Origin of the sequence: Psychrosphaera ytuae (genome assembly GCF_017638545.1) — a bacterium.
Lineage (GTDB): Bacteria > Pseudomonadota > Gammaproteobacteria > Enterobacterales > Alteromonadaceae > Psychrosphaera > Psychrosphaera ytuae.
Genome location: NZ_CP072110.1, coordinates 1,270,711 through 1,294,423, shown reverse-complemented (window position 1 = coordinate 1,294,423; position 23,713 = coordinate 1,270,711). Strand labels below are relative to the sequence as shown.

The following is a 23,713-nucleotide window of genomic DNA, read 5'->3' as shown; positions in this document are numbered from 1 at the left end:
AATTACCAATTGGCAACGTTTTCTTCATCAAATTCATAAGCTTGCTGAAGTTTAGTGCGTGCCGTTGCCAAGTCAGCAATATAAGCCGCAACATTTGCCTCAACTAATACTGGCGCATCGCCAATCAGATCATTAACTGCTGCATGTTCTGCATCAGAAAGTGGTGAGTCTGGATTGAATTGCAAACTAATCACAAAGCCTTTTAACTCTGACCAGTGTTTAGCAACATCAGTAAAGCTAAATTCTTCAGTACCAAACTTTTCTAAATCAGCAGTGGTGTCATTGATGTAATGAACCGCTGTTGCTGCAATTGATTTTTCCCAGTTCAAAATCGCTTGTTGTGCATAACCGTTAAGTTCAGTCATTTGCTCTTCAGTTAGAGCCGAACCAACGTTAGCATTAATTAGCGCACGACCTTCAATGAAGCCACGCATTGCTAATTCAGTGAAATCTGTTGGGTTAGTGTTGCCCGCTGTATTGATGTCACGCTTAGCAGCGTTTTGTGAGTGACCAAAGTTGTACTCAGAGTTAAAGTCGATCTCGCCATCAGCGTTAGAATCAAACATACCTTGGTGTGTATCACGACCGCCTTTTGCTGCGATTTCTTCGTCAGTGTATAACAAGTAATCACGAGCCGCGCCGAAGTAACCAAAACCCTCATCGAATTGGTGTTCTAGGTTGGTGTAGTTTTTGCCATCTAGAATTGTTGTGTTGTCTGTTAGAAGACCTTTATCTTCAACGTCGCTACCTAGGTAGTCATCAGCACCTTGAGAGAAGGCAACGGTACCTAGTAAGGTCTTTTGGATCAGTTGTTTGTAGTCTAAGCCATTTTCGCCGATGTAAACTTTAGTGATTACGTCGCCATTTACGTCTGTACGCTGGCTGCCGTTGATTTCTGTCTCAACATTGGCTGCGATTTGCGCGAAGTACCAACGGATTAGTGCTTCTGGGCTTTGGTATGTTTCGGTTTCAAAAGCTACAAAGCCTTCTGTGTTCCAGTCTTTGTGTTGACCTTTGGCATCGTTACCGGCAATTTTGCTAACTAAGTCTTTGTTAGTATTTGAAACTTCAGTTAAAACCGTTTGAACTGGTGTAGATAGTGTCGATACTGTTAATGCTTCGTTTTCCCAACGCAATGCATACTCTGTGTCATTCGCGGTTTCAAAGAAGCTATTTAATTTAGTGATAACATCATCTGCCGTCTCAAATACACCGTTATCAACGTCAGCGTCTAGCTGGTTGTTGATGTAGTTGTTTAGTTCGGCAATGATTAGGTGACGCGCAATTTGGCCAGAATAAGAGACACTGTCGTCGTTGTTGCTGAATGCATAAACTTCTTGAACGTCTTCAACCGTGATGTCCAATGTCTTAGTGAACGTATTGCTCGCTGAGTCTGTCACGGTAACTTCTACGCTTGCAGTTGCAGCAACTTCAAAGTCTAGAGCAATACCAGGTGCTAAAGAAAGCGTTGTACCGTCAATTACAAAACCATCAGTAGATGTAGTAAATGTGAACGTTTCACCTGAGTCTCCGTCTGTTGCGCTAAGTGTACCAATTTCACTGCCTTTTGCGCGTTCAGCGACGACATTAGCTGATAATGTAATGTCAGTTGGTGCTGCATTTACTGGAGTTACTGGTGCGTCATTGTCACTGCTTGAACCACATGCAGTTAGTTGAGTAGCTGCAATTACTGTTAATGCGATTAACGATTTTTTGAACATAGTTCCTTTCACCTGATATGAATGAGAATAGTTATCATTTGTTAGGTGGCACTATAGTCAAAAAATAAATGAGAATCAATCTCATTTCTTACATTTCTTTACGTTTTTTTAGTGATTGAATTAATTATCAAAATTAAACGTATTTTGACTGTAAAATGTCAGGCGTTGTCCGTTAACAGGATGGTCTATCGACAATTGTTCAGCGTGCAGTTGTAAGCGGTCTGTAAGTGCTATCACTGGTTCTGGTGCATATAAGCGATCACCTAAGATGGGATGTCCAGACTGTTGCATATGAACTCTTAGTTGGTGACTTCGCCCTGTAATTGGGGTCAGTTTGACGCGGGTTACCTTGTGACCCTTGTAAGAAAATCGTTCCAAGACTTGATACTTAGTTAAACTTTTTTTGCCAGTCTCGAAGCACACTTTTTGTTTTGGTCGGTTGGGGTAATCAACGATAAGTGGAAAATCTATTTCTCCAGTATCATTTGCCAAATGACCCTCGACAATTGCAATGTAATACTTAGTGGGGGTTCGCTCAGCAAACTGTCGGTTGAGATGGCGAGTCGCTTCTAAGTGCATCGACATAACAATGACACCTGATGTCATCATATCCAGTCGGTGGACTACACAGCTTTTTGGCCAAACGGCCTGAACGCGAGACATTAACGAGTCAAAGTGCTCTTTTTTACGACCTGGTACACTCAACAGCCCACTTGGCTTATTTAATACAACGATGTCATCGTCTTGGTACAAAATATCTAAATAAGGGTCTGTTGGAGGTTGATAATTGAGTATTGCCACAGGAGTCCACGCGTTAAACAAGCATAAAAAATGGGATAGACCGAAGTTTATCCCATTTGTAATTTAGACTAAATCAAAACCTAACGGTTATGAGTGATCGACGACAATAAGACGCAAGGCATCCAGTTGTACTTGTGCCGAATCCATTTCTGCAACACATTGATCAATCTGAGTTTTCAAAAACTCAATTTCTTCGTCTCGAATACTCGGGTTAACTTCTTGTAGCGCCTGCATTCGGCTTAACTCTTGCTGACGATCGGCCAAAAGCGTTTGTTTTGCTTGTGCAATAATTGCGTCTGCCTGCTCTCCGACGTTGTCGTTAGCACTGCTAATAAGAGCAGAGACCTCGTCCTTTAACGCTCGAATTAATTGAGTCGCCATCGTCTTTTTGACGTTTTTAAGGCTGCCATCTAATGAGCCTTGTTTTACTTTACTCGCTAGGTCATTACCATTTTTGTCCAACATCATGCGAATTGGTGTATTTGGTAAATAGCGGTGTAACTGCAAGTGACGAGGTGCATTAGTTGTAACCAAAAAGTTTACTTCCAAAAAGTAGGTACCAGCTGGCAACTTTTTATTTTTAAGTAAACAAACCGATGTGTTACCCAAATCAGAAGCGGTTAACATATCTAACACGCCAGTGGTCATTGGGTGCTCCCAGCTTAAGAAATGCTGATCTTCTTGGGCTAGGGCAGTATCTCTGTCAAAACATACAGTCATGCCATCCGATAACAAGCTTGGGAAATGCTCAGTCATCATGTGGTCGCCTGGTTTTAAGATGTAGCTATATGACGACTTTTCTTCGTTGTTGACGCCAAAGTGATCCCAGACTTGAGTCATAAATGCCATTAGCTCAGTGCTGTCGTCGATTTCTTCAATCTTATCGCAGATCTCTTTTGCTTTATCACCACCACTCGAGTTTATCTCGAGCAGACGGTCTCGGCCTTTTTCGACTTCTGCTTTTAAGGCATCGTTTTTGTCTTTACAGTCTTCAATTAATTGAGCAAGTTCAATATCGGCTGTTGGCTCGGCCAATACGTGACTGATTTGTTCAGCAAATTGTTCAAACACAACTCGAGCTGTAGTTGAGGTTTTTTCGAATGCATTAAAGCTATTGTGATATAGCTCAAATAAGACTTGTTGAGCACTGTCTTCGAGATACGGAACGTGAATTTGGACTGTTTCGGTTTGGCCAATTCGGTCCAAACGCCCAATGCGTTGCTCGAGTAAGTCAGGATTAGCAGGTAAGTCAAACAGCACTAAGTGATGAGCAAATTGGAAGTTACGCCCCTCAGAACCAATCTCTGAACAGATCAGTGCTTGTGCGCTGTTTTCTTCGTCAGCAAAGTACGCGGCCGCTTTATCGCGCTCCACAATTGTCATTCCTTCGTGGAATACCGTCGAGCGCAAGCCTTCTTGCTCAAACAAGGCATCATCAAGTTGCATAGCCGTATGAGCGTTGGCACATATCACGAGTACTTTTTCTTCTTTGTGGCCTTTTAAGAAGTCACACAGCCAAGCTACGCGAGGGTCAACCTGCCACCAAGGCTTGTGGTCGCTGGTTTGTGGTTTGTGTTGTAACTCTGGTTGAATGCCAAGTACGTCAACATTTGGTGCAAAGTCTTCTGGACGCGCTTGTGGATGAGCAAACACTTTTCGCTCAGGGAAGCCTTTGATTCCGTGACGACTATTGCGGAACATGATTCGGCCTGTGCCGTGGCGGTCTAGCAATCGAGCAATGAGGGACTCAGCAAGTTCTGTTTTGTCGTCTTCAATCTGGTATTGATTGATTTCGGTTAGGCTTTCTTCGTCACTGAGCATTACGGACAACGACTCGATTTGTTGAGCAGTTAAGCTTTCGCTGTTTAAAAGTGCGTTTGCAATATCGGCGATGTCTTGATAAGCGAGTTCTTCCGCTTTATAGGCATCGTAATCATGGAAACGATTTGGATCTAATAAATTCAGTCGAGCAAAGTGACCATAATGGCCTAGTTGATCAGGTGTTGCCGTTAACAAGATTAAGCCTTTGGTAGCCTTACCTAGCGCCTGAACCTGTTCAAACAGTAGGTTGCCGTCTGTAGCTGCACCTTGTTCTGGCGGTGTCACGTGATGCGCTTCATCTACGACTACTAAGTCCCATTGAGTTTGAGTTAGCATGGTCTGCCATTTCCCGGCTTTGCCTAGCCACTCTTGATTTACAAAAATCAGCTGCTCGTTTTCAAATACGTTTTTGGTTGGATCTGACTCTGCTTCTGCTTCACATCTTTGATCATCAAATATCGCAAATTTAAGGTTGAAACGACGTAACATTTCAACCAACCACTGGTGTTGTAAGCTCGCAGGAAGTACAACCAAAACTCGACTAGAGCGTCCTGAGATAAGTTGTTGATGAATGATCAAACCCGCTTCAATGGTTTTACCTAACCCCACTTCATCAGATAATAAAACGCGAGGTGCATATCGCTTGCCTACCGTGTCGGCAATATATAGCTGATGCGGGATTAAACTGGCTCTCGCACCTAATAGGCCATGCAGTGAAAACGTCTGTAACTCGGCTTTCTTTTGGTGTGCTTCTAAACGAAGGCTAAACCAATGTTTGCGGTCGTAAGCGCCGGTAAAAAGGCGAGCTTCTGGATTGTTTAATCGAACGTGATGGTCGAGCATGATCTCTTTCACACTGACAGGTTCGTCATTGTCTACGCGACGACCGTGATAGACAAAAGTGTCACTGACGACTTCAACGTCATCAACGATAAATTCGTATTCTTCTAGGCTTTGAATTTTATCGCCAGGTGCAAATTCAACTCGCATCAACGGAGCCTGATCCATAGCGTATTGACGAGTTTCTTCGGCACCGGGAAAAAGTACTTGGACAAATCGGTTATCCGCTCCGATAACTGTACCCAATCCCAAATCTAACTCAGCCTGGCTTACCCAGCGCTGGCCAATCGAAAAACTCATATGCTCTCCTGTACTCTGATAGCCGAAAAAAGGCCGCGTAGTCTACTCCCTTACGAACAAAAAATCGTGTCGAAAATTAAAAAATCCATTCTGGATAATAAACATAGGCCACATTAGGTTAAATGTTGAGTTATCTGGTTGAAAATTGAGCTCGATGAGAGTAGAACTTTATTAAATAAAGGATCTTTTTTTAATCAATATTTCATATTGTCGTAGGAATATTGACTACAGTTATCTTAGGGAAGAAAAAATAAGGCAGAATAATCTATGACAGAATCTGTGCGCAAAGAACAAAAAAAGCTGTTTGTACTCGACACAAATATCCTCCTGCATGACCCCCACGCCTATCTCAACTTTCAAGAACACGATGTTTTGATACCCATGACGGTACTCGAAGAACTGGACCATATTAAAGACCGCCATAAAGATGTCTCACGAGATGCCCGTGTTGCAATAAGGTCACTGGAAAATACTCTGCAAGATGTTGAACCAGAACAAATGATAGAGGGTGTGCCGCTTAACCGAGGGGAACTAGAAGGTAGCACAGTTACAGGAAGGTTGATCATCTTAAACGACCATCACATCGCTAACGAAGTGTCTGGGTTACCAGGTGGTGAAAATGATAATCGGATCATAAATGCCGCTCTGCACCTTCAAAAAGAGCGCCCTAAAATTCAGGTTGTACTGGTTACAAAAGACATCAACATGCGTCTTAAAGCCAAAGGTGCCGGCCTTAAACACGTTGAAGACTATACGACTGATCAATTGATTGATGACATACAGTTTTTGACAAAAGGGTTTGAGCAAGTCGAAGGCGATTTTTGGCAACACGTCAAACAGGTTGAGTCAACAAAAGAGGGACGGGATACTATCCACACGGTAAACCGCGATGCATTAGAGTCTGTGTTCATCAATGAATATGTGTTGGACCAAGAAACGGATTTTGCCGCTCGCGTTATTTCTAAAGATGAAAAAGAATTACAATTGTTAGACCTAGGCAGAAGCCGCTTAATGTCTCGAAAAGCCTGGGGCATAACCCCAAAAAATATATATCAAGCAATGGCGATGAATGCGCTAATGGACCCGGATATTGAGTTGGTGATTTTAACCGGCCCTGCTGGATGCGGTAAGACAGGTATTACTGCAAGCTTTTTTTCAATATTTGTGCAGACCTATCTACAGACCTTATTCTTACTGAATAAATTGAGTATTTATAACAGGCTAAGATCTAATCTCTCTAACATGTCATTAAGTGTGACTTAAAGAATAGAACCATTCATCAATAAATATAAGTAACGGATTTAACCTGCAAGAGGCACAAACAAAAATAATAAAGCTAAGGTAAATCTAAAATGCTAATTAATGAAAATCGTTCTCAAAGGAGAACTAAAATGAATAATCCAAGTGAAAACAAAACCCCAAGAGTATTGGATACATCGGCACTAGTTCATGATCCAAAGTCACTTCTTGCGTACAGTGAAGACGTATACATCTGTCTAACAGTTCTAGAAGAATTAGATAACTTAAAAGAAAGAACTAACAAATCGGTTAGTGCTGATGCTCGTGTATGTATTCGTATGCTTGAAGATATAATAAATGGGCACAGTGCAGAAGAGATGGAAGCTGGTATTCCACTGCCTTCTACTGAAACAGCTAAACGAGGAAAACTGTTTATTGGAATTGATACCCAGCTCGATATGGCTAAAGAGTTAAAGCACGGTATTGGAAGTGACGCTGACAATAGAATAATTAACTATGCACTGTATCTTCAGAAGGACTTAGATAAAGACGTAGTAATTGTTAGCCGTGACATTAATATGCGCTTGAAAGCTCGAACCGTAGGGGTCATGGCAGAAGACGTTGCCGTAGATAATCAAATATCAGATATTGATCTTTTATACACAGGGGTACAAGCCTTTAAAGGAGATCTTTTTGATCGAATTAAATCAGACAAAGACTTCAAGGTTTCAGGAGAAGTTTATACTTTCCCAATAAGTCTATTTAATGATGAAGTTCAGCCAAACATGTATTGGTACGATGAAGCTGGACACATTGGGCGAATTTCAGAAGTAACAGATACTGAGGTATTCACAAAGTTATTGCCTCGTAAACAAGAAAAAGTATGGGGCATTTTGCCTAAAAATCAGCGTCAGGCAGTAGCTTTAAGCCAATTAACAGATCCATATTATGACTTAAATATCATCCTTGGCCCTGCTGGCTCCGGAAAAACTTTTTTAGCAGTTGCTTCGGCGCTGCATCAAGTATTGGAGTTAAAAAAGTACAAAAAAATCGTTGTGGTGCGCTCCAGAGACTTTATGGACGATGATCCGGGGTTTTTACCCGGTGACCTGACAGAGAAATCAATGCCGTTATTAGCAGGTATAACAGATGCGCTTATATCAATGCATTCAGGTGATAACAATGAAGGTAATATTAGTGCAACTGTTGAGCATGTGATCGAAAAAGCCAATATAGAATTTACTAGTATGGCTTACTTCCGAGGTCGTTCAATAGACGATGCTGTTTTAATCATTGATGAAGCTCAAAACATGACTAGAGCGCAAATTAAGGGCATGTTAAGCCGTGGTGGCAAAAATTGTCGCACAATCGTGTTGGGCAACTTAGCCCAGATTGATGATAAGTTTGTCACACCCGCATCTTCAGGTGCTAGCGCGGCTGTTAACGTGTATAGAAACTATGAAAAAGGCTCAGTATTGATATTTGATGAAGTAGAGCGTAGTAGCTTGGCTGAATTCACTGAAAAGAACATGTAGGCATCAAACTACAATTCACATTTCCTTATAATATTGCGACAATAGCCACTGCTTTTTGCAGTGGCTTTTCAGAGAAGCCCGTTCCCACGAAAACAGGACGAAATGGATTTACTCTGAACTAAAAGATTAAATATTCACAAAAACTGAGTGACATAGGTGCGTGGCCTAGCGTTGCCGTTTTTTGGTGTATTGATGTCTTTTAATAAAGAAGACCTGCTAGTAAATATAAAAAGGCAGGCAAAACGATTATCTAAATTATTAACTATTCCCCTTGGACAAGCCCAAGAAGCCCTAGCTATTTGTCTTTACGGCTGTGACAGTTACAGCGATTTACTAGTAAAAATAAAAGCTGAATCCTTTGACAACCCATTGATAGCACTGTCTGCACTCTCACCAAACTCGGAAATATTTTTAGTAAAAATATTAGCTAGCCACCTAGATAGCATTATTGGAAATTTTGAAAAAAAATTTCCCGGCTCCAATATAAATGAAGAGATGGTCGTATCCCTGTTTGGGCTTAGCTTTTCAGAGTTCAAACTCAAAATATCTACCTAAAGTTGTACAAATACGTAAGTTGTCATTTTGTTTTTTGGCGATATTATAATATGAAGGCTGAACGGACAGCCTACGCCTACACATGTTTTTAAAATAAAAATATGAGCAGTGAAGCGGAGCATCCGTAAAAATTTGGTGATTCAAATAATCGAATAAATAGTGTGTTGGTAGGCCATTATTTTTTCGCAATAAATTATTTGGAAAATTACATGATATCGCTAAATCAATTACAAAATAAATTAAATAATCAAACAAAAAACTTCGCCTTACTATTAGAATTTCCCCAGCAATATGCTGAACGTCTATGGTTAATCGGTGTTTACGATTGTGCTACTATTCCACAAGCTCATGAGCGTCTTAGAGACGTTTTTGACAGCAATGATTTAAATTCAATTCTTACGCATGACTCTTTCAAATATCTGATTATTAATGAATACGATGATCAAGAAATAATTGAGTCACTTCATAAAGAAATAACGGCAATGGCATCCCGCATAGAAAGCCAGATGTTTGTTGATATCGAAACTTTAGAATTAGTTTCTGCAATTTATAAAGTTTTGGGTTTGTCTGAAGATGCCAAGTTCATCATTAATACAGGAGCTAACTTTAGGCTGGAATGGCGACCTTATTTTGACGCATATGATGATCCATTAGCCGTTCAATATGCGGATTTAAAGGTTCACGGCTGCTACTACAGGCTCATTGCCACTAAGTTTCCTTTTGAAAAAATATCTTTCGATAATATTAAAAGTTATTTGTACAAAATCAAGTGGGAGCACGATGGTGAGTTTGAGGGCTGCATTTCTAATGGTAACAGTTTCTCAAAGCATGAAGACTGGCTGATGATGACACTTGAGCTTTTCAACTCTGGAATAGGAAATGACGCTAGATTAAATCCAACGACCTTCGAAATTGAAAGGGTACGATATTTAGTTTATGGCTTTCCTCTGGTGCCTTCGTTGGTATCAGACTGGCATAAGCCTGACCTTAACCTTCAGGTTAAAAACCTAGACGGAGACCAAAAGTTTATAGTTCGTATTGACCAGCAGAGCCTAATATTTTACGCCCGTCGAGTAGAGGCTAGTTTGTTTAATACGATTGATTGTGAAAAGCATATTTCGTTGTATCGAGCTAGTGTTCTTGCTCATTTTGACGCAGATGACGAGTTATTAAAGGTCAATGGGGTTAAGTACTTAACATGCTTTCGTCCATATTCTCTAGAAGACACGAGAGGTGTTCAGATATGACAGAAAAAACTTACTTAAAGGACGTAAGCATAGTATCGGTTTATGACTACAAAGATTTTGAAAAAACATTTTTGATTGATGTCTTAGCTGGTGTAGTTATTGACGATGAAACATTTAGATTTCGTCCATTTGAGCAAATAGTTACTTCAAAAATTGTTAACAAAAGAGTTGTTGGCGACAAAATAGAAGTAATTACTCATAACGGAAGTTGTTATGTAATTGATGTTGAACATAAGTTATATGACATTTCATTTGCTGAGCTTGTAGTAATGAGAATAGGAGTGCATTCACCTGAACGTATTTTAGAAATGAGAGAACAGCTCAAAACTCCAAAATTGAATTGAATGTTAGTATGCTACGCGAGTTGCAATAACTATTACATTTAATTTCATTAAACTTTTTGGTGAATCTTTACTATTAATTAATAGTCCCACACAAAACGTCACTTAGGTGTGGGATATTGGTTCTTAATAAAATTATTCTATCTAGATAACTCCTCAATTTTCTTTCTAGAAAACCAGCTATATAAAACAGGCAAGACAAACAGTGTTAGCAGTGTTGCTGTTACCAAGCCGCCAACGATAACACTCGCTAATGGGCGCTGTATTTCTGCACCAACACCATTAGACATTAACATCGGTATCAAACCTAAAGCTGATGTTATAGCAGTCATAAGTACAGGTCTTAATCTTGAAGTAGCACCTTCAAAAACGGCTTTAGAAGCGTCTAGACCGTCTTTAATAAGTTGGTTGATACTTTCTACCATTACAACCCCATTTAATACCGCTACACCAAATAAGGTAATAAAGCCTACTGAGCTTGGTACAGATAAATATTGGCCCGATATATACAGGGAAAAAACACCGCCAATTACGGCTAGTGGCACATTAACTAAAATCAGCATGGCTTGACCAACAGAGCCAAAAGCAAAGTAAAGTAACAATGCAATTAGCGCTAAAGATAGAGGTACAACGATAGCTAGTCTGCTTTGAGCACGCTGCTGGCTTTCGAATTGGCCACCTATTGCTACCGAGTAACCTGAAGGTAGGTCAACTTTCTCAGCAATAACTTTTCTGATGTCGGCTACTACACTACCCATATCTCTATTCTGAACGTTTGCTTGAATAACGACACGCCTTTGAACATCATCGCGCCTTACTTGAGGAGGACCTGATTCAAATGAAACAGTTGCAACATCACCTAAGCGTACCCAGGCGCCTGTTGGTGACTGAATTCGAATATCTGAAATAGCTTCCTTATTTTGTCGGTACTCTTCTTCAATACGCACGTAAATATCATAACGTTCATTGCCTTTGATGATTTGTCCAGCTTCAACCCCTCCAATACCATCTCGCACAACTTCCATTATATCAACAACTGAAAGTCCAAAGCGCGATAGCTCTTGCCTATTAGGTTTTACGACAAGTTGCGCTTCACCTGCAATTTGCTCAAGAGCAACATCTCTTGCACCATCAACACTCTTTATAGCCGCTTCGATCTCTTGTCCTTTAGCTGCTAAAACGTCTAACTCAGGGCCAAATAACTTTATCGCCAACTGAGCTTTTACGCCAGATAGTAACTCATCAACACGAGTCGCAATAGGTTGAGAAAAGTTTAGTAGTAAGCCAGGAAACTCCTCTAAAGATCTCTCCATTTTCCCTTGAAGTTCATATCGATTAGATGCACTGGTCCACTCAGAAACAGGCTTCAACCCTATGTAAATTTCTATGTTATTCACAGGCTCTGGATCTCCACCTATTTCGGCTCGACCAATTCGGCTTAATGCATAGGTTACTTCAGGAAAAGCCATTAGTTTTTCTTCTAGAATTGGTGCCACAGTGAGCGCGGTATCTAAACTGGAAGAAGGTGCCAGCGTTGCTCTTAAGTTTATCGTCCCTTCTTCTAACTCAGGTACAAATTCAGTACCAATTAATGGAACTAATGCAAAGGCAGAGAAAACTAATATAAGTGCGGCTGAAATGACTAACTTGGTGCGTTTTAGTGCGAATGTAAGCCCTTTTCTGTAGAGTTTGTCTAATGGCCTAAGAACAAAGCTTTCCCTCTCTTTTACACCTGACTTAAATAAATAAGTTGCCAGTGCAGGTACGATAAACAACGCAACCACAATCGCAGATACAACGGCTAAGATGATGCTTATTGCCATAGGTTGGAATAACTTTGCTTCAACCCCTTCAAAGCTGAACAATGGCGCAAATACGACTAAAATAATCGAGGCAGCAAAAAAGACGGGACGAGCCACTTCTTTACCTGCATTTTGCAGACGTAATTTAATGCCGTGCTCATCGTGTTCTACATCGTGCGGATCTGCGTCAGAAGTTGGAACACGTTCCTTTACCGATTTCGAATGTGTCGCGTCAGGTCTATTTAAATGTTTAAACATATTTTCAACCATAACCACTGAGCCATCTACAAGCATACCAATAGCGACCGCTATGCCACCCAGTGACATAAGGTTTGCAGAAATGCCCCACCAAGCCATGATCATTAACGCGATACCAATTGAAATTGGAATAGATATTAATACCAAGAAGGTTGCACGTAAATTCATTAAAAATAGTGCTAATACAATACAGATGAAAATAAATGCTAGTAATAGTGCATCAACCACTGTATTTACCGCTTTTTCAATCAAATCAGCCTGATCATAAAAAGGCTCAAAGCGAACACCTTTTGGCAATGCTTGATTAATTAATGGAATTCTTGCATTGATACCATCAATGGTGGCTTTAGTATTTGAACCCATGCGTTTTAAGACAATGCCAGAGACAACTTCGCCTAAATTTTCGACTTTACCGTCTTCGGTTTTGCGCGTCATGGTGACAGCACCTTGACGAATTTCACTGCCCATTTCAACTTTAGCAATATCTGAAACCGTAACAACCGTACCATCTACTGTTTTAACGGGAACTTGTTTGATATTACTGATGCCAGCCTCACCACTCTCAAACCAGCCTGTGCCTCTAATCACAAGCTGCTCTTGCCCACGGTTCATGTACCATCCGCCAACATTCGCATTGTTGTTATCTAGGGCACCAACAACGTCTTCTTGCGTTAGTTCATATGCTAAGAGCTTAGATGGATCGACATTGACTTGGTATTGCCTAACATTACCACCAAAAGATAATACATCAGTGACTCCATCGACAGGCATAACGAGTAACTTAACAATCCAATCGTTAAGGCTTCGAAGCGCCATAGCATCATAACCTGCACCTTTATCTGAAATAAGAAGATACTGAAATACTTGGCCCAGCCCAGAGGTGTTTGGTCCCATTTCGGGTGTCCCAACACCTTCTGGTATCAGTTCTTTTGCGGCTTGAAGACGCTCAAATACGAGTTGTCTTGCAAAGTAAATGTCGGTGCCTTCTTTGAAAACAACCGTAACGCCAGACAAGCCTGTTTTAGAAATTGAGCGCACTTGTTCTACATCAGGTAGGGCATACATTACCGCTTCAATGGGGTACGTAATGAGTTGTTCAACTTCTTCAGCAGCCAGTCCTGGCGCTTCAGTATTTACAGCAACTTGAACATTAGTAACATCAGGAAAGGCATCCAAATTTAATTTTGGGATCACCATAACTGCACCAACCATAGTGGCAAACAGCGCAATCAAAATCAGGAGTCTATTATTAACAGACCAATCTATTATTTTATTAAACATAGTCTTGCTCCTTAGTGGTTATGCGGATCAAATCCGCCTTTAGCGATTTCAGAAGCAACAAAAAATGCGCCTTTGGTTACAATTCGAGTACCACTTTCTAGTCCGATAATTTCTCTGAAATCACCTAAAGCTCGACCAAGATTAACTTCAGTCGCTTTAAACTCTCCGGGATGGTCTTCAACAAATACTGTCCAATCACCATCGGCACTGCGGATCAGTGAACCTTCTGGTACAGCCATCACTTTCTGTTTTGTGGCGAACTGGAAATAGACTTTGACGAACATACCAGAGTGGAGTTTGTCATCAGCATTTTCTACCGCTAATCTGATAATTCGGGTGCGGGTCTTGGGATCAATAGTATGTGCTTCTTGGATAACTTTAGCTTTGTAACTTTGACCTTCTAATTTGATTGTCGCAGGAGAGTTAATTGATAGACTAAGCTTTTTGTTTGGCGAGACTTTAGCCTCAACCCATAATTGTTTTTCGTCCGCAAGTAACATAACAGTATCTCCGGCATCAACGCGTTGCCCTTGGATAAAATCGTCTTGAAGTACAACCCCTTCACGCTGAGCAATTAATGTATATTGCCCAAACGCTTTTATGTCTTTGTTAGAAATGCCATCTATTGCTTTTTCAGTTAACCCTAAAGCAATAAGCTTCCCGTAACTCGCATTGTATGTAGTCTCTGCTTGTAATAATCTACTTTCACTCACCGTCTTGTTACCCAGCTTTTTCACACGTTGCCATTCGGTTGAAGCGATTAAATAGTCAGCCTGTGCTTGTGCCATTGCTTCACTAAATAATGTAACTAACTTCTGACCTATTTCTACATGCTCTCCAAGCGCTGCATGGCGACTAATAATGACTGACTCTGTACGTGGCGATACCACATAACTTTTATAGCCATTAGCTTTTATTTCGCCTGGTGCATATACGGTGCTAAATTGATATTCAGGCTTAACACTTTCCACTTTAATGTTAGCAAGCGACATCTTCTTTGGATCAATAGTGATACCTTCTTCATGCTCTTCATCTTTTCCTTCCTTATTTACTTTTTCGTGATCATGTTCGTCATGACCACCTTTTTCTTCCCTATTTTCCTTTTCGTGATCATGCTCGTCATGGTCATCTTTTTCTTCTTTATGTCCTTTATCGTGACCATGTTCGCCATGATCATCTTTATGTTCTTTTACATCTTGCTTCGAAACTTTTGTGACAGAACCAGTACCATCTGACGACTGTGCAAAAGCGTCATGATTTGTAGTAAACCCAACTAACAGGCTGCTAATTACTACGGCTAATAATTTTTTACTAAATATTGTATTCATTTTTGTAACCTATATTTTTTATAAATTTAAGATTTCGCTTCTTTCGCTAATGAAAAATTAGCGCGTTCAAATCTCAAGTTTTGATAACTGACCTATACTTAAAACGAAGGATATTTCTGCAAGCTTAAGTTGCTTTTCCAACCGGATGCCTGCATGAAGCGCTTCCGCGCGTTGATTTAATGCGAGTAAATAATCAGAAGTATTTATGTCACCAGCTTCCCAGCGCTTATTTAATAAATTCGCACTGCTATCTAATCTGCCTTGTGTGAGTTTTCGCCATTGCTCATAGTATTTTTTACTGATATTAAGCGATTCATATTTAGCTTTTGCTTCAAAAGACTGCTTTCGATATACCGATCGAAAGTTAGCTTCTGCTGCAATGGCTTCTGAATAAGCGGCTTTAACCGTATCTGAATAGTTATTCCTGATGTTTAAAGGAATTGATAAAGTCACACCAACCAAGTCTTCATCTCCACTTTTCCCTGCGCTAACGCCAATGGTTGGATTAGCTTTAGATTCCATAGTGGTTAGCTGAGCCTTAGATTGTTGTCCCTTCCATTGCGCTCTAGCGAGTTTAACTTTTGGATGATCCTCAACCCACTGGGAGTTAAATGAATAGCTTGTTGCCCCAAAAGTAAATGAAAACAAATTTGTAGTATTAGGCGTCCAATCAGGCAATAACTCCTGAACCTTTACCTCTGCATTTTTCAATGCTATTTGCGACTCAGATATTTCACTGAAAATTTGGGACAAGTTTAAATAGACCAATTCAGCGTCAAGTGGCTCTAAAAGTCCGGCTTTTCGCTTATCTTCAACAATGCCAAAGAGCGTTTGCAATTGCTCTTCTCTTTCTGAAAGTAACTGAGCAGCTTCTTTTGCTGCTTGCCAATTAACTAATGCAGTTAAAGCGTTAGCCTTTTTAGAATCGAGTAAAGATAACAATTGTTGCTGGTTTACATAGACATCAATTTCACCAATGCTTTTATTTGCTGATTGCTTATCCCAGAAATCAATTGTTTGGCTGATACCAATGGAGTAATTATCAAAATCACCTTCTTTTTCATAACTAGCTTCTAGCTCTGGGTTATAAACGGCTTGAGTTAAACCTTTGGCTCTATGACTACTTGCATTAAGTAACTCTTTAGCCGCAACAACTTCGGGATCTTTATTTATTTGACTATCTAGCCATGAAATACTTTTCTGTTTGGCATAAGTGGCAACTGAAAAACTCACAGCCATACATAAAGACAGGACTAAACCTACATTTTTTAAATATATATACATAAAAATTCTTAATTTTAAAATTAATAAACACGAAACCTTTATCCATTATTAAAGGATAAATAGGTCATTAAAAATTAATCTAATTAAGAAATAGGCGGACGAAGTATCGCTTCAAGAAAGGTACTTGTTTGATCAATTTGATAAGGAGTTTTATTGATAATGTTTAGTTTGCCCGTGGTATTTGAATTACTGACTAAAATCCAAGATAAGTGGCTGCCACTGCAATGACCGCAGTGATGACAATCTTTTTCATTATGCTGCTCATCACCTACATTATCATTTGAGACATTTCGATCATCTGCATGATCATGTTGAGTTTGAAGGTGCTCTATATCTATTTGGTGATTCTCAGATGTTGAGGATGCTACAGCAGTTAACGATTGTAAAACAATCGAAATAACCAAGAGCATTTTTAGTACAACATTAAGGTTCAAAGTTATCACCAGTTAAATATAGTATTTAAAATACTAGCAGAAACTATTTTCTTAAACTAGCTTTTCAATTCAGTTTCCACGCTTTTACATTAAATAATTTTTTATTTGACTCTATAGCCACTATAGATTTTATACTTATTTTAATATTATTACGGAATGTTAAATATGTCAGAAAAATGTAGTGGTCAGTGTCAATCATCTCCTACCAACGAAGACGTAAAAATTGATACACAATTAGATAACTATAGTGGCGCGTTTGTCAGTACATATAAAGTGCCTCAAATGGACTGTCCTTCAGAAGAGAGATTGATCAGATTAGCACTTGACTCAATTGAGCCTTCAGTTGGGTTGCAATTTGATATTCCTAGCCGTTTAGTCAAGGTTTTTCATGATGAAAATTTAGATGAGATAACAAAAAAATTACAACAACTCAATCTCGGTGCAGAGTTGGCATCAACTAAAGAAAGTTGCAGCACCGAAGCTGCAAAAGCAAAAGATCTAGCCCAAAAAAATGAGATGAAAGAAGCATCAACCCTAAAATGGTTGTTAGCCATTAATGGAGTCATGTTTTTTATAGAAGTAATTGCTGGGTTGATTGCACAGTCTGCTGGCCTAATTGCAGACTCATTAGATATGTTTGCTGATGCTGCTGTGTATGGTTTAGCTATTTATGCCGTAGGTAAAAGTATTAGCATGAAACTTAGAGCAGCACATATATCTGGTGTGCTTCAAGTTATTCTAGCGCTAGGTGCTTTGAGCGAAGTCGTAAGACGCTTTGTTTACGGTAGTGAACCGATCTCTTCTTTAATGATGATATTTGGTGGAATAGCACTAATCGCTAACGTTGCTTGTCTGTTTTTGATATTTGGCAACAAAGAAGACGGCGCTCATATGAAAGCGAGTTGGATTTTTTCCGCAAATGACGTTATCGCAAACGTTGGTGTAATTTTAGCTGGCTTATTAGTTACAGCAACAAGCAGTCGTTATCCAGATTTAGTGATTGGTTTGATAATTGCTCTTGTCGTTTTAAACGGTGCTCGCCGCATCTTACAGCTAAAGTATTAAGCAGAGAAATGAAAATAATGCACTCATCGTATATCAAATCAAATATATCATACGTGATAATGATTTTAATCGCGGTGCAGTCTGTGTTTTTTTCGCTAGAAGAGCTTGAAATAAACTTAAGTGAAAGTTCTTTTAGTTCATCACTAACTAAGTCTATTACCCCGCTAAAAGCTCCAGAAGACTCCAATATGCTTGAGGTGAATAATAGCAACTCTTCAATTGATAATTGTAATTTTTGTTGCTGTTGTCACTTATTTTTAAATGCTGATTCTTCCTGTAACATTTTCCAAGCAATAGAATATTTCCTTACCTACGCCTTAGTTTCTCCTGAGCTAAAAGGCTATATCTCGGTGCCATTCCGCCCACCTAAATACGCCTAAATTTTATAGAAAATTATGAAAGGTCAAATGTTAATGACCGAAAAAAACATATAAATTTATAGGAAAGTATACATGGCACTTAATACCTGTGTGCATCGCAAGATAGCAATTTTGAGGTGTGTAACACCTCGGCTTAAATATATCGCGTTTCTCGCGTTGTCACTTTTTACATTTAATGTTTATGCCTTTGAAAAGCAGTTAAATCTTCAAGAGGCAATTCAGTGGACGCTTAAACAAAATCCTGAACTCAAAATATTTGATTTCAAACAAACCGCATTAACAGGACAAGAACAAACAGCAAGTTTAAATCCTGCTTATGAACTAGAAGTTGAAGCTGAGAACTTTGCAGGCTCAGGTGAATTTAATGCATTCGACAGTGCTGAATTAACAGTCGCTCTATCTTCGGTTATCGAAATGGGAGATAAACGCTCAGCGCGGATTGGACTTGTTTCAAAATCAAGAGCACTACTCAATGCTGAGAAAGAAGTCTCTGCGCTTAATTTAATGGCTCAAGTCACTGAGAAGTACGTGGAAGTACTTGCAGCCCAACAAAGAGTTATATTGGCAGAAAATGCTTTGAGCTTAGCACAAGAAACGTTAGAGATTGTATCTCAGCGTAACCGCGCAGGTGCTACTCCTGAGGCTGAAGTGAAACGCTCAAAAGCAGTTATTGCTCAGGCTAACCTCACCCTTCAATCTGAACAAAAGCGCTTGGAATATTTGAAGCTCTCATTAGCAGCCTACTGGGGGGAAAACTCTGTAACCTTCTCTGAAGTACAAGGGGATCTTTTTCAGTTTGGCAATGATAGTGACTTTAACAGCCTTTTTGCGAAGTTAGAGAAAAACCCTGCTATTCAAGTTTATGCAAGTGAGCAGCGACTAAAAGAGGCCGAATTACAGTTGGCTAAAACAGAGTCAACGGCCAATATCAAATGGTCTGTTGGTGTTAGGCGCTCTCAAGAAGCCAATGATACGGCACTGGTCGCTGGCTTTAGCTTACCTTTGTTTGCTGAAAAGCGAAATTCTGGTGCAATCGCTAGTGCGCTAGCAGAGCGTGACCAAGTTGCCATAGAGAAAGAGGCGACTAAGTTGAGGTTTAGAAATCACTTACTACGAGCATACTCCAATAGAAAACAAGCCATATTAACAGCTAATTCATTAAAGCAGTCGGTTATCCCAATGCTTGAAGATGCACTGGAAGATACTCAAGACGCCTATCAAAAAGGTCGATATGGATATCTTGATTATGTATCGGCTAGACAAGAGCTGTTAAATGCTCGGCGAACCCTCATTGATGCGGCATCTGCTGCCCTAATTTATGGCGCAGAGATAGAAAAACTAACAAACGAAGCGCTGTCACTCTAAAAAAAGCATCACTTTAAGCTTAATAACAATTTATTGATTCAGTTATTAACTGAATCGTTTAGGAATTAAAAATGAAAAACTATTTACTCGCACTATTGATTTTTATTGGGTATTTGTCACCCATTCAAAGTGTTTTCGCTAGTGAAGATGAACATGAAGGCGAAGAAGGCATAAGCAAAATCGACAATAACATGGCAAAAAAGGTTGGTGTTGAAACAGCCTATTTAGCTTCAAAAACGTTGAACCAAACTATCCCTGTATACGGCTCTACGACGATAGGCGCTGAACAATTATTTCAAGTTGGCGCTAGATATAACGGCGTTATAAAGACAATAAACTCCACTGTTGGTGATACGGTAAAAAAAGGCGATCTATTAGCCGTTATTGAATCTAATGAGAGCTTAAATACTTATAAAATAACATCGCCTGTTTCTGGGACTGTTTTACAGCGAAATGGAAATATTGGCGGTATCACGCAAAACACTAGCTTGTTTGAAATCGTCAATTTTGACACCTTGTGGGCTGAATTTAAGGTGTTTACCAGCCAATATAATCAAATTAAAGTCGGTCAACCTGTTGATATTGAGCATGGTGAACAGGCATTCAACTCAACCATCACCAATATAATTCCAGCTAAAGATCAGTCTTATGTTTTAGCACGTGTACGTTTAAACAACACTGAATTAAAGCTAACGTCAGGTCAATTATTAAAAGGCAACGTCAAAATAAATCAATTCAAGGTGGATTTAGCCGTTGAGAAAGTTGCTATCCAAGAACTGGGGGGACAATTAGGTGTATTTGTTAAAGAAGGTGAAGAGTACGAATTTGCACCGCTTGTATTAGGACGTTCAGATAAGAACTATATCGAGGTTATTGGTGGCCTCAGTAAAGACACTGAATATGTAAACAAAAACAGTTATCTGATAAAAGCAGATATATTGAAATCTGAAGTAGAAGACGACGATTAGGAGACGCAATATGATTGAATCAATTTTGCGTCTTGCAATAAATAGGCGCTACTTAGTATTAAGCTTGCTGATGGTAATCATCGGCGTTGGTATGTGGAGTTATCAAAAACTTCCCATTGATGCTGTTCCAGATATAACAAACGTGCAGGTACAAATAAACACTTCTGCCCCCGGTTATTCACCTTTGGAAGCGGAACAAAGGGTGACCTTTCCTGTAGAAACCGCCTTAGCCGGATTGCCAAAGCTGTCTCACACCCGCTCCCTGTCAAGATATGGATTATCTCAAGTAACCGTTATCTTTGAAGAGGGAACCGATATTTATTTTGCTCGCAACTTAATCAATGCAAGATTAGCTGCGATAAAAGGCGTTATTCCCTCTGGCTTAGAGCCAGAAATGGGTCCTATTTCGACAGGGCTTGGCGAAATATTTATGTATACCGTACAAGCTTCTCCTGACGCTAAAATGCCTAATGGAGAGCCTTATACCGCTATTGCCTTAAGAGAAATACAAGACTGGATCATTAAACCGCAATTGGCTCAAGTTAAAGGCGTCATTGAGGTCAACAGTATCGGCGGCTACAACAAGCAATATCACATAACGCCTAAACCCGAAAAATTACTTTTTCATCAGGTAACCTTTGAAGAAATATCTGATGCATTACGTAAAAACAATGACAACCGTGGCGCAGGTTATATCGAACAAAACGGACAGCAAGTTTTAGTACGCTCCATTGGGCAACTAGCGACAATAGATGAGATCCTCAATGTCATCATCAAAAAGAACGATGGTATTCCTGTAAAAATAAGTGATGTTGCCAATGTTGCTATAGGCAAAGAACTTAGAACAGGGGCTGCTACTCGTAATGGCATTGAGACAGTGCTTGGTACAACCATGATGCTGATTGGTGAGAATTCTCGCACCGTTGCTTTAGAAGTGGAACATAAGCTCAGCGAAATACAAAAATCTCTGCCAAAGGGCATTACCGCAGAGCCTGTTTACGACAGAACAACGTTAGTAGATAAAGCGATTGCAACCGTTACCAAAAACCTCGTTGAAGGTGCGCTTTTAGTTATTGTTGTGTTATTTATTCTACTTGGAAATTTACGTGCAGCTCTCATTACCGCTGCTGTTATCCCTATTTCCATGTTAATGACAATCACAGGTATGGTGCAAGCAGGAGTATCTGCCAATTTAATGAGTCTCGGCGCATTGGACTTTGGCTTGATAGTGGACGGGGCTGTAATCATCGTTGAAAACTCTGTCCGTAGGTTAGCACAGGCCCAACACAACGGTCATAGGCAAGACTTAAGAGAACGCCTAAATACCGTTTTTGAAGCCACTTCAGAAGTGATACGTCCAAGCTTGTTTGGTGTGGCAATTATCACTGTTGTTTACATCCCCATTTTCACGCTAACTGGCGTTGAAGGGAAAATGTTCCACCCTATGGCGGCAACTGTCGTTATGGCGTTAATTTCCGCAATGATCCTTTCAGTTACACTGGTTCCTGCTGCTGTAGCTGTGTTTATGAAAGGTAAAATCAGCGAAAAAGAAAGTGTAGTTATTCGTTCAACCAAGTCTATTTATGAACCATTGTTAAAAATGGCGATGAAATTTCGTTGGATTATTGTTTCATTCTCAACGCTGTTAATGGGGTATAGCCTTTGGTTAGCAACTACGCTTGGGACAGAATTTGTTCCTCAATTAAATGAAGGTGATATTGCACTACAGGCATTAAGAATTCCATCGACTGGCCTAGAGCAATCAGTAGAAATGCAAGAAGTACTTGAGCAACGTATTAAAGCGTTTCCTGAAGTTGATAAAGTATTCTCGCGCATCGGCACACCAGAAGTAGCAACTGACCCAATGCCACCGAGTATTGCTGATATCTTTGTTATTTTAAAACCACGTAAAGATTGGGCCGAACCTTCAAAGCCAAAGAGTGAATTAGTTGAAGAAATGGAAGAGGTACTGAAAAACATTCCGGGCAACAACTATGAATTCACTCAGCCTATTCAAATGCGTTTCAATGAATTGATTTCTGGCGTTAGAGCTGATGTCGGCATCAAAATATTTGGTGATGATTTGGATCGGTTATTACTCACCGCAAAAGATATTCTAAATATAGTGAAAACCGTGGACGGTGCTGCTGATGCCCGAATGGAACAGGTCACAGGTGTTCCATCTTTATCAGTAATTCCTAAACGAGAAGCGCTTGGTAGGTATGGTTTGAGCGTTACCGAACTGCAAGACTGGGTTGCTACTGCAATTGGCGGTGAATCTGCGGGGATCATTTATGAAGGAGACAGACGATTTGAGTTAGTTGTTCGTCTACCGGAGCAAATAAGAACGGATATCGATAGCTTGAAGCATCTGCCGCTTCCACTTGAGAATGGTAACTATGTGCCACTTGAAGAAGTTGCAGAGCTTAAATCTGAGTCTTTACCTGCTCAAATTAGCCGTGAGAGAGGTAAAAGAAGAGTTGTGGTTACCGTCAATGTTCGTGGTAGAGATTTAGGCGGTTTTGTCAAAGAAGTGAAAGCTAAAATTAATCAGGAAGGAGAAATTCCAGCAGGATACTGGCTTGATTATGGCGGAACCTTTGAACAGCTAGAGTCAGCGAGTAAAAGATTAAGCTTAGTTGTGCCGATCACACTAATTGTTATCTTAGGTATTTTGGTTATTGCATTTGGTTCATTAAAAGATGCATTGATCATTTTCAGTGGTGTACCGTTAGCATTAACTGGGGGCGTAATTTCTCTTTATTTAAGAGACATGCCTTTATCTATTTCGGCAGGTGTCGGCTTCATAGCATTGTCAGGTGTTGCCGTATTAAATGGCTTGGTTATGTTGGCTTTTATTCGAGATCTTTGGCATGAAAAAGGCGACCTTTACGTAGCGATCATTGAAGGTGCCATCATTCGTTTAAGACCTATTTTAATGACGGCACTGGTCGCAAGTTTAGGTTTTATTCCAATGGCGTTAAACACTGGAATTGGTGCAGAAGTGCAACGACCACTAGCAACAGTTGTTATCGGCGGTATTGTATCTTCTACAATTTTAACTTTGTTTGTATTGCCTATTTTATATCAATGGGCGCATGGCGCTGAGAGTAGTAAACAGCAATCTGACGAAATTTAAAAACAAAAA

15 protein-coding genes and 1 pseudogene are annotated in these 23,713 nt (G+C 39.9%); 9 read left to right on the top strand and 7 right to left on the bottom strand.

Annotation, left to right across the window (positions count from 1 at the left end):
- Nucleotides 1-2: 2 nt before the first annotated feature.
- The 3 genes from J1N51_RS05700 to rapA form a co-directional block, all read right to left on the bottom strand.
- Nucleotides 3-1,721 (bottom strand): DUF4856 domain-containing protein, encoded by a 1,719-nt coding sequence (locus tag J1N51_RS05700; protein WP_208832978.1) that lies wholly within the window; start codon nucleotides 1,719-1,721, stop codon nucleotides 3-5.
- A 120-nt stretch (nucleotides 1,722-1,841) separates the two neighbouring features.
- A complete protein-coding gene (gene rluA, locus J1N51_RS05695; protein WP_208832977.1) occupies nucleotides 1,842-2,522 on the bottom strand; it encodes a bifunctional tRNA pseudouridine(32) synthase/23S rRNA pseudouridine(746) synthase RluA in 681 nt (226 codons plus the stop codon).
- Nucleotides 2,523-2,609: 87 nt separating this feature from the next.
- Entirely contained in the window at nucleotides 2,610-5,483 is a 2,874-nt protein-coding gene (gene rapA / locus J1N51_RS05690; protein ID WP_208832976.1) for an RNA polymerase-associated protein RapA, read from the bottom strand.
- A gap of 267 nt (nucleotides 5,484-5,750) precedes the next feature.
- Here rapA and J1N51_RS05685 point away from each other — a divergent pair.
- The 5 genes and pseudogenes from J1N51_RS05685 to J1N51_RS05665 all read left to right on the top strand — a co-directional run.
- Nucleotides 5,751-6,617 (top strand): annotated as a pseudogene (locus J1N51_RS05685) (PIN domain-containing protein); the annotation flags it as partial.
- Nucleotides 6,618-6,874: 257 nt separating this feature from the next.
- A complete protein-coding gene (locus tag J1N51_RS05680; protein WP_058405775.1) occupies nucleotides 6,875-8,257 on the top strand; it encodes a PhoH family protein in 1,383 nt (460 codons plus the stop codon).
- A gap of 192 nt (nucleotides 8,258-8,449) precedes the next feature.
- Complete coding sequence (locus tag J1N51_RS05675; RefSeq protein ID WP_008109624.1) at nucleotides 8,450-8,812, top strand: hypothetical protein; 363 nt, start codon at nucleotides 8,450-8,452, stop codon at nucleotides 8,810-8,812.
- Between the two features lie 209 nt (nucleotides 8,813-9,021).
- Nucleotides 9,022-10,059: a hypothetical protein gene (locus tag J1N51_RS05670; protein ID WP_208832974.1), complete on the top strand. Its 1,038-nt coding sequence runs from the start codon at nucleotides 9,022-9,024 to the stop codon at nucleotides 10,057-10,059.
- Entirely contained in the window at nucleotides 10,056-10,403 is a 348-nt protein-coding gene (locus tag J1N51_RS05665; protein WP_058405777.1) for a hypothetical protein, read from the top strand. Before J1N51_RS05670 ends, J1N51_RS05665 begins: the two co-directional genes overlap by 4 nt.
- Nucleotides 10,404-10,540: 137 nt before the next feature.
- Here the strand turns inward: J1N51_RS05665 and J1N51_RS05660 are convergent, their stop codons facing one another.
- From J1N51_RS05660 to J1N51_RS05645, 4 genes are all read right to left on the bottom strand, one after another.
- On the bottom strand, nucleotides 10,541-13,741 hold the full coding sequence (locus J1N51_RS05660) for an efflux RND transporter permease subunit (RefSeq protein ID WP_208832973.1): 3,201 nt from the start codon (nucleotides 13,739-13,741) through the stop codon (nucleotides 10,541-10,543).
- Between the two features lie 11 nt (nucleotides 13,742-13,752).
- Nucleotides 13,753-15,069, bottom strand: a complete 1,317-nt coding sequence (locus tag J1N51_RS05655; RefSeq protein ID WP_208832972.1) for an efflux RND transporter periplasmic adaptor subunit — start codon at nucleotides 15,067-15,069, stop codon at nucleotides 13,753-13,755.
- Nucleotides 15,070-15,135: 66 nt separating this feature from the next.
- Entirely contained in the window at nucleotides 15,136-16,353 is a 1,218-nt protein-coding gene (locus J1N51_RS05650; protein ID WP_208832971.1) for a TolC family protein, read from the bottom strand.
- An 83-nt stretch (nucleotides 16,354-16,436) separates the two neighbouring features.
- The gene (locus tag J1N51_RS05645) at nucleotides 16,437-16,796 is read right to left on the bottom strand and encodes a hypothetical protein (protein ID WP_232842866.1); all 360 of its coding nucleotides are present in this window, start codon (nucleotides 16,794-16,796) and stop codon (nucleotides 16,437-16,439) included.
- 156 nt (nucleotides 16,797-16,952) lie between these two features.
- On the opposite strand from J1N51_RS05645, the gene J1N51_RS05640 reads away from it, so the two are divergent.
- From J1N51_RS05640 to J1N51_RS05625, 4 genes are all read left to right on the top strand, one after another.
- A complete protein-coding gene (locus J1N51_RS05640) occupies nucleotides 16,953-17,852 on the top strand; it encodes a cation transporter (protein ID WP_208832970.1) in 900 nt (299 codons plus the stop codon).
- Between the two features lie 452 nt (nucleotides 17,853-18,304).
- Nucleotides 18,305-19,597 carry a TolC family protein gene (locus tag J1N51_RS05635; RefSeq protein WP_033103104.1) on the top strand — a complete coding sequence of 431 codons (1,293 nt, stop codon included), beginning with the start codon at nucleotides 18,305-18,307 and terminating at the stop codon, nucleotides 19,595-19,597.
- 71 nt (nucleotides 19,598-19,668) lie between these two features.
- Nucleotides 19,669-20,565, top strand: coding sequence for an efflux RND transporter periplasmic adaptor subunit (locus tag J1N51_RS05630; RefSeq protein WP_193522662.1), 897 nt, complete (start codon nucleotides 19,669-19,671; stop codon nucleotides 20,563-20,565).
- A gap of 10 nt (nucleotides 20,566-20,575) precedes the next feature.
- Nucleotides 20,576-23,704: an efflux RND transporter permease subunit gene (locus J1N51_RS05625; RefSeq protein WP_024602003.1), complete on the top strand. Its 3,129-nt coding sequence runs from the start codon at nucleotides 20,576-20,578 to the stop codon at nucleotides 23,702-23,704.
- The last annotated feature ends 9 nt before the right edge of the window (nucleotides 23,705-23,713 follow it).

Excerpts from the sequence above, each read along its gene's own strand:
- J1N51_RS05700 (WP_208832978.1), bottom strand. The coding sequence starts at position 1,721 with ATGTTCAAAAAATCGTTAATCGCATTAACAGTAATTGCAGCTACTCAA.
- rapA (WP_208832976.1), bottom strand. The coding sequence starts at position 5,483 with ATGAGTTTTTCGATTGGCCAGCGCTGGGTAAGCCAGGCTGAGTTAGAT.
- J1N51_RS05680 (WP_058405775.1), top strand. The coding sequence starts at position 6,875 with ATGAATAATCCAAGTGAAAACAAAACCCCAAGAGTATTGGATACATCG.
- J1N51_RS05675 (WP_008109624.1), top strand. The coding sequence starts at position 8,450 with ATGTCTTTTAATAAAGAAGACCTGCTAGTAAATATAAAAAGGCAGGCA.
- J1N51_RS05670 (WP_208832974.1), top strand. The coding sequence starts at position 9,022 with ATGATATCGCTAAATCAATTACAAAATAAATTAAATAATCAAACAAAA.
- J1N51_RS05665 (WP_058405777.1), top strand. The coding sequence starts at position 10,056 with ATGACAGAAAAAACTTACTTAAAGGACGTAAGCATAGTATCGGTTTAT.
- J1N51_RS05660 (WP_208832973.1), bottom strand. The coding sequence starts at position 13,741 with ATGTTTAATAAAATAATAGATTGGTCTGTTAATAATAGACTCCTGATT.
- J1N51_RS05655 (WP_208832972.1), bottom strand. The coding sequence starts at position 15,069 with ATGAATACAATATTTAGTAAAAAATTATTAGCCGTAGTAATTAGCAGC.
- J1N51_RS05650 (WP_208832971.1), bottom strand. The coding sequence starts at position 16,353 with ATGTATATATATTTAAAAAATGTAGGTTTAGTCCTGTCTTTATGTATG.
- J1N51_RS05640 (WP_208832970.1), top strand. The coding sequence starts at position 16,953 with ATGTCAGAAAAATGTAGTGGTCAGTGTCAATCATCTCCTACCAACGAA.
- J1N51_RS05635 (WP_033103104.1), top strand. The coding sequence starts at position 18,305 with ATGGCACTTAATACCTGTGTGCATCGCAAGATAGCAATTTTGAGGTGT.
- J1N51_RS05630 (WP_193522662.1), top strand. The coding sequence starts at position 19,669 with ATGAAAAACTATTTACTCGCACTATTGATTTTTATTGGGTATTTGTCA.
- J1N51_RS05625 (WP_024602003.1), top strand. The coding sequence starts at position 20,576 with ATGATTGAATCAATTTTGCGTCTTGCAATAAATAGGCGCTACTTAGTA.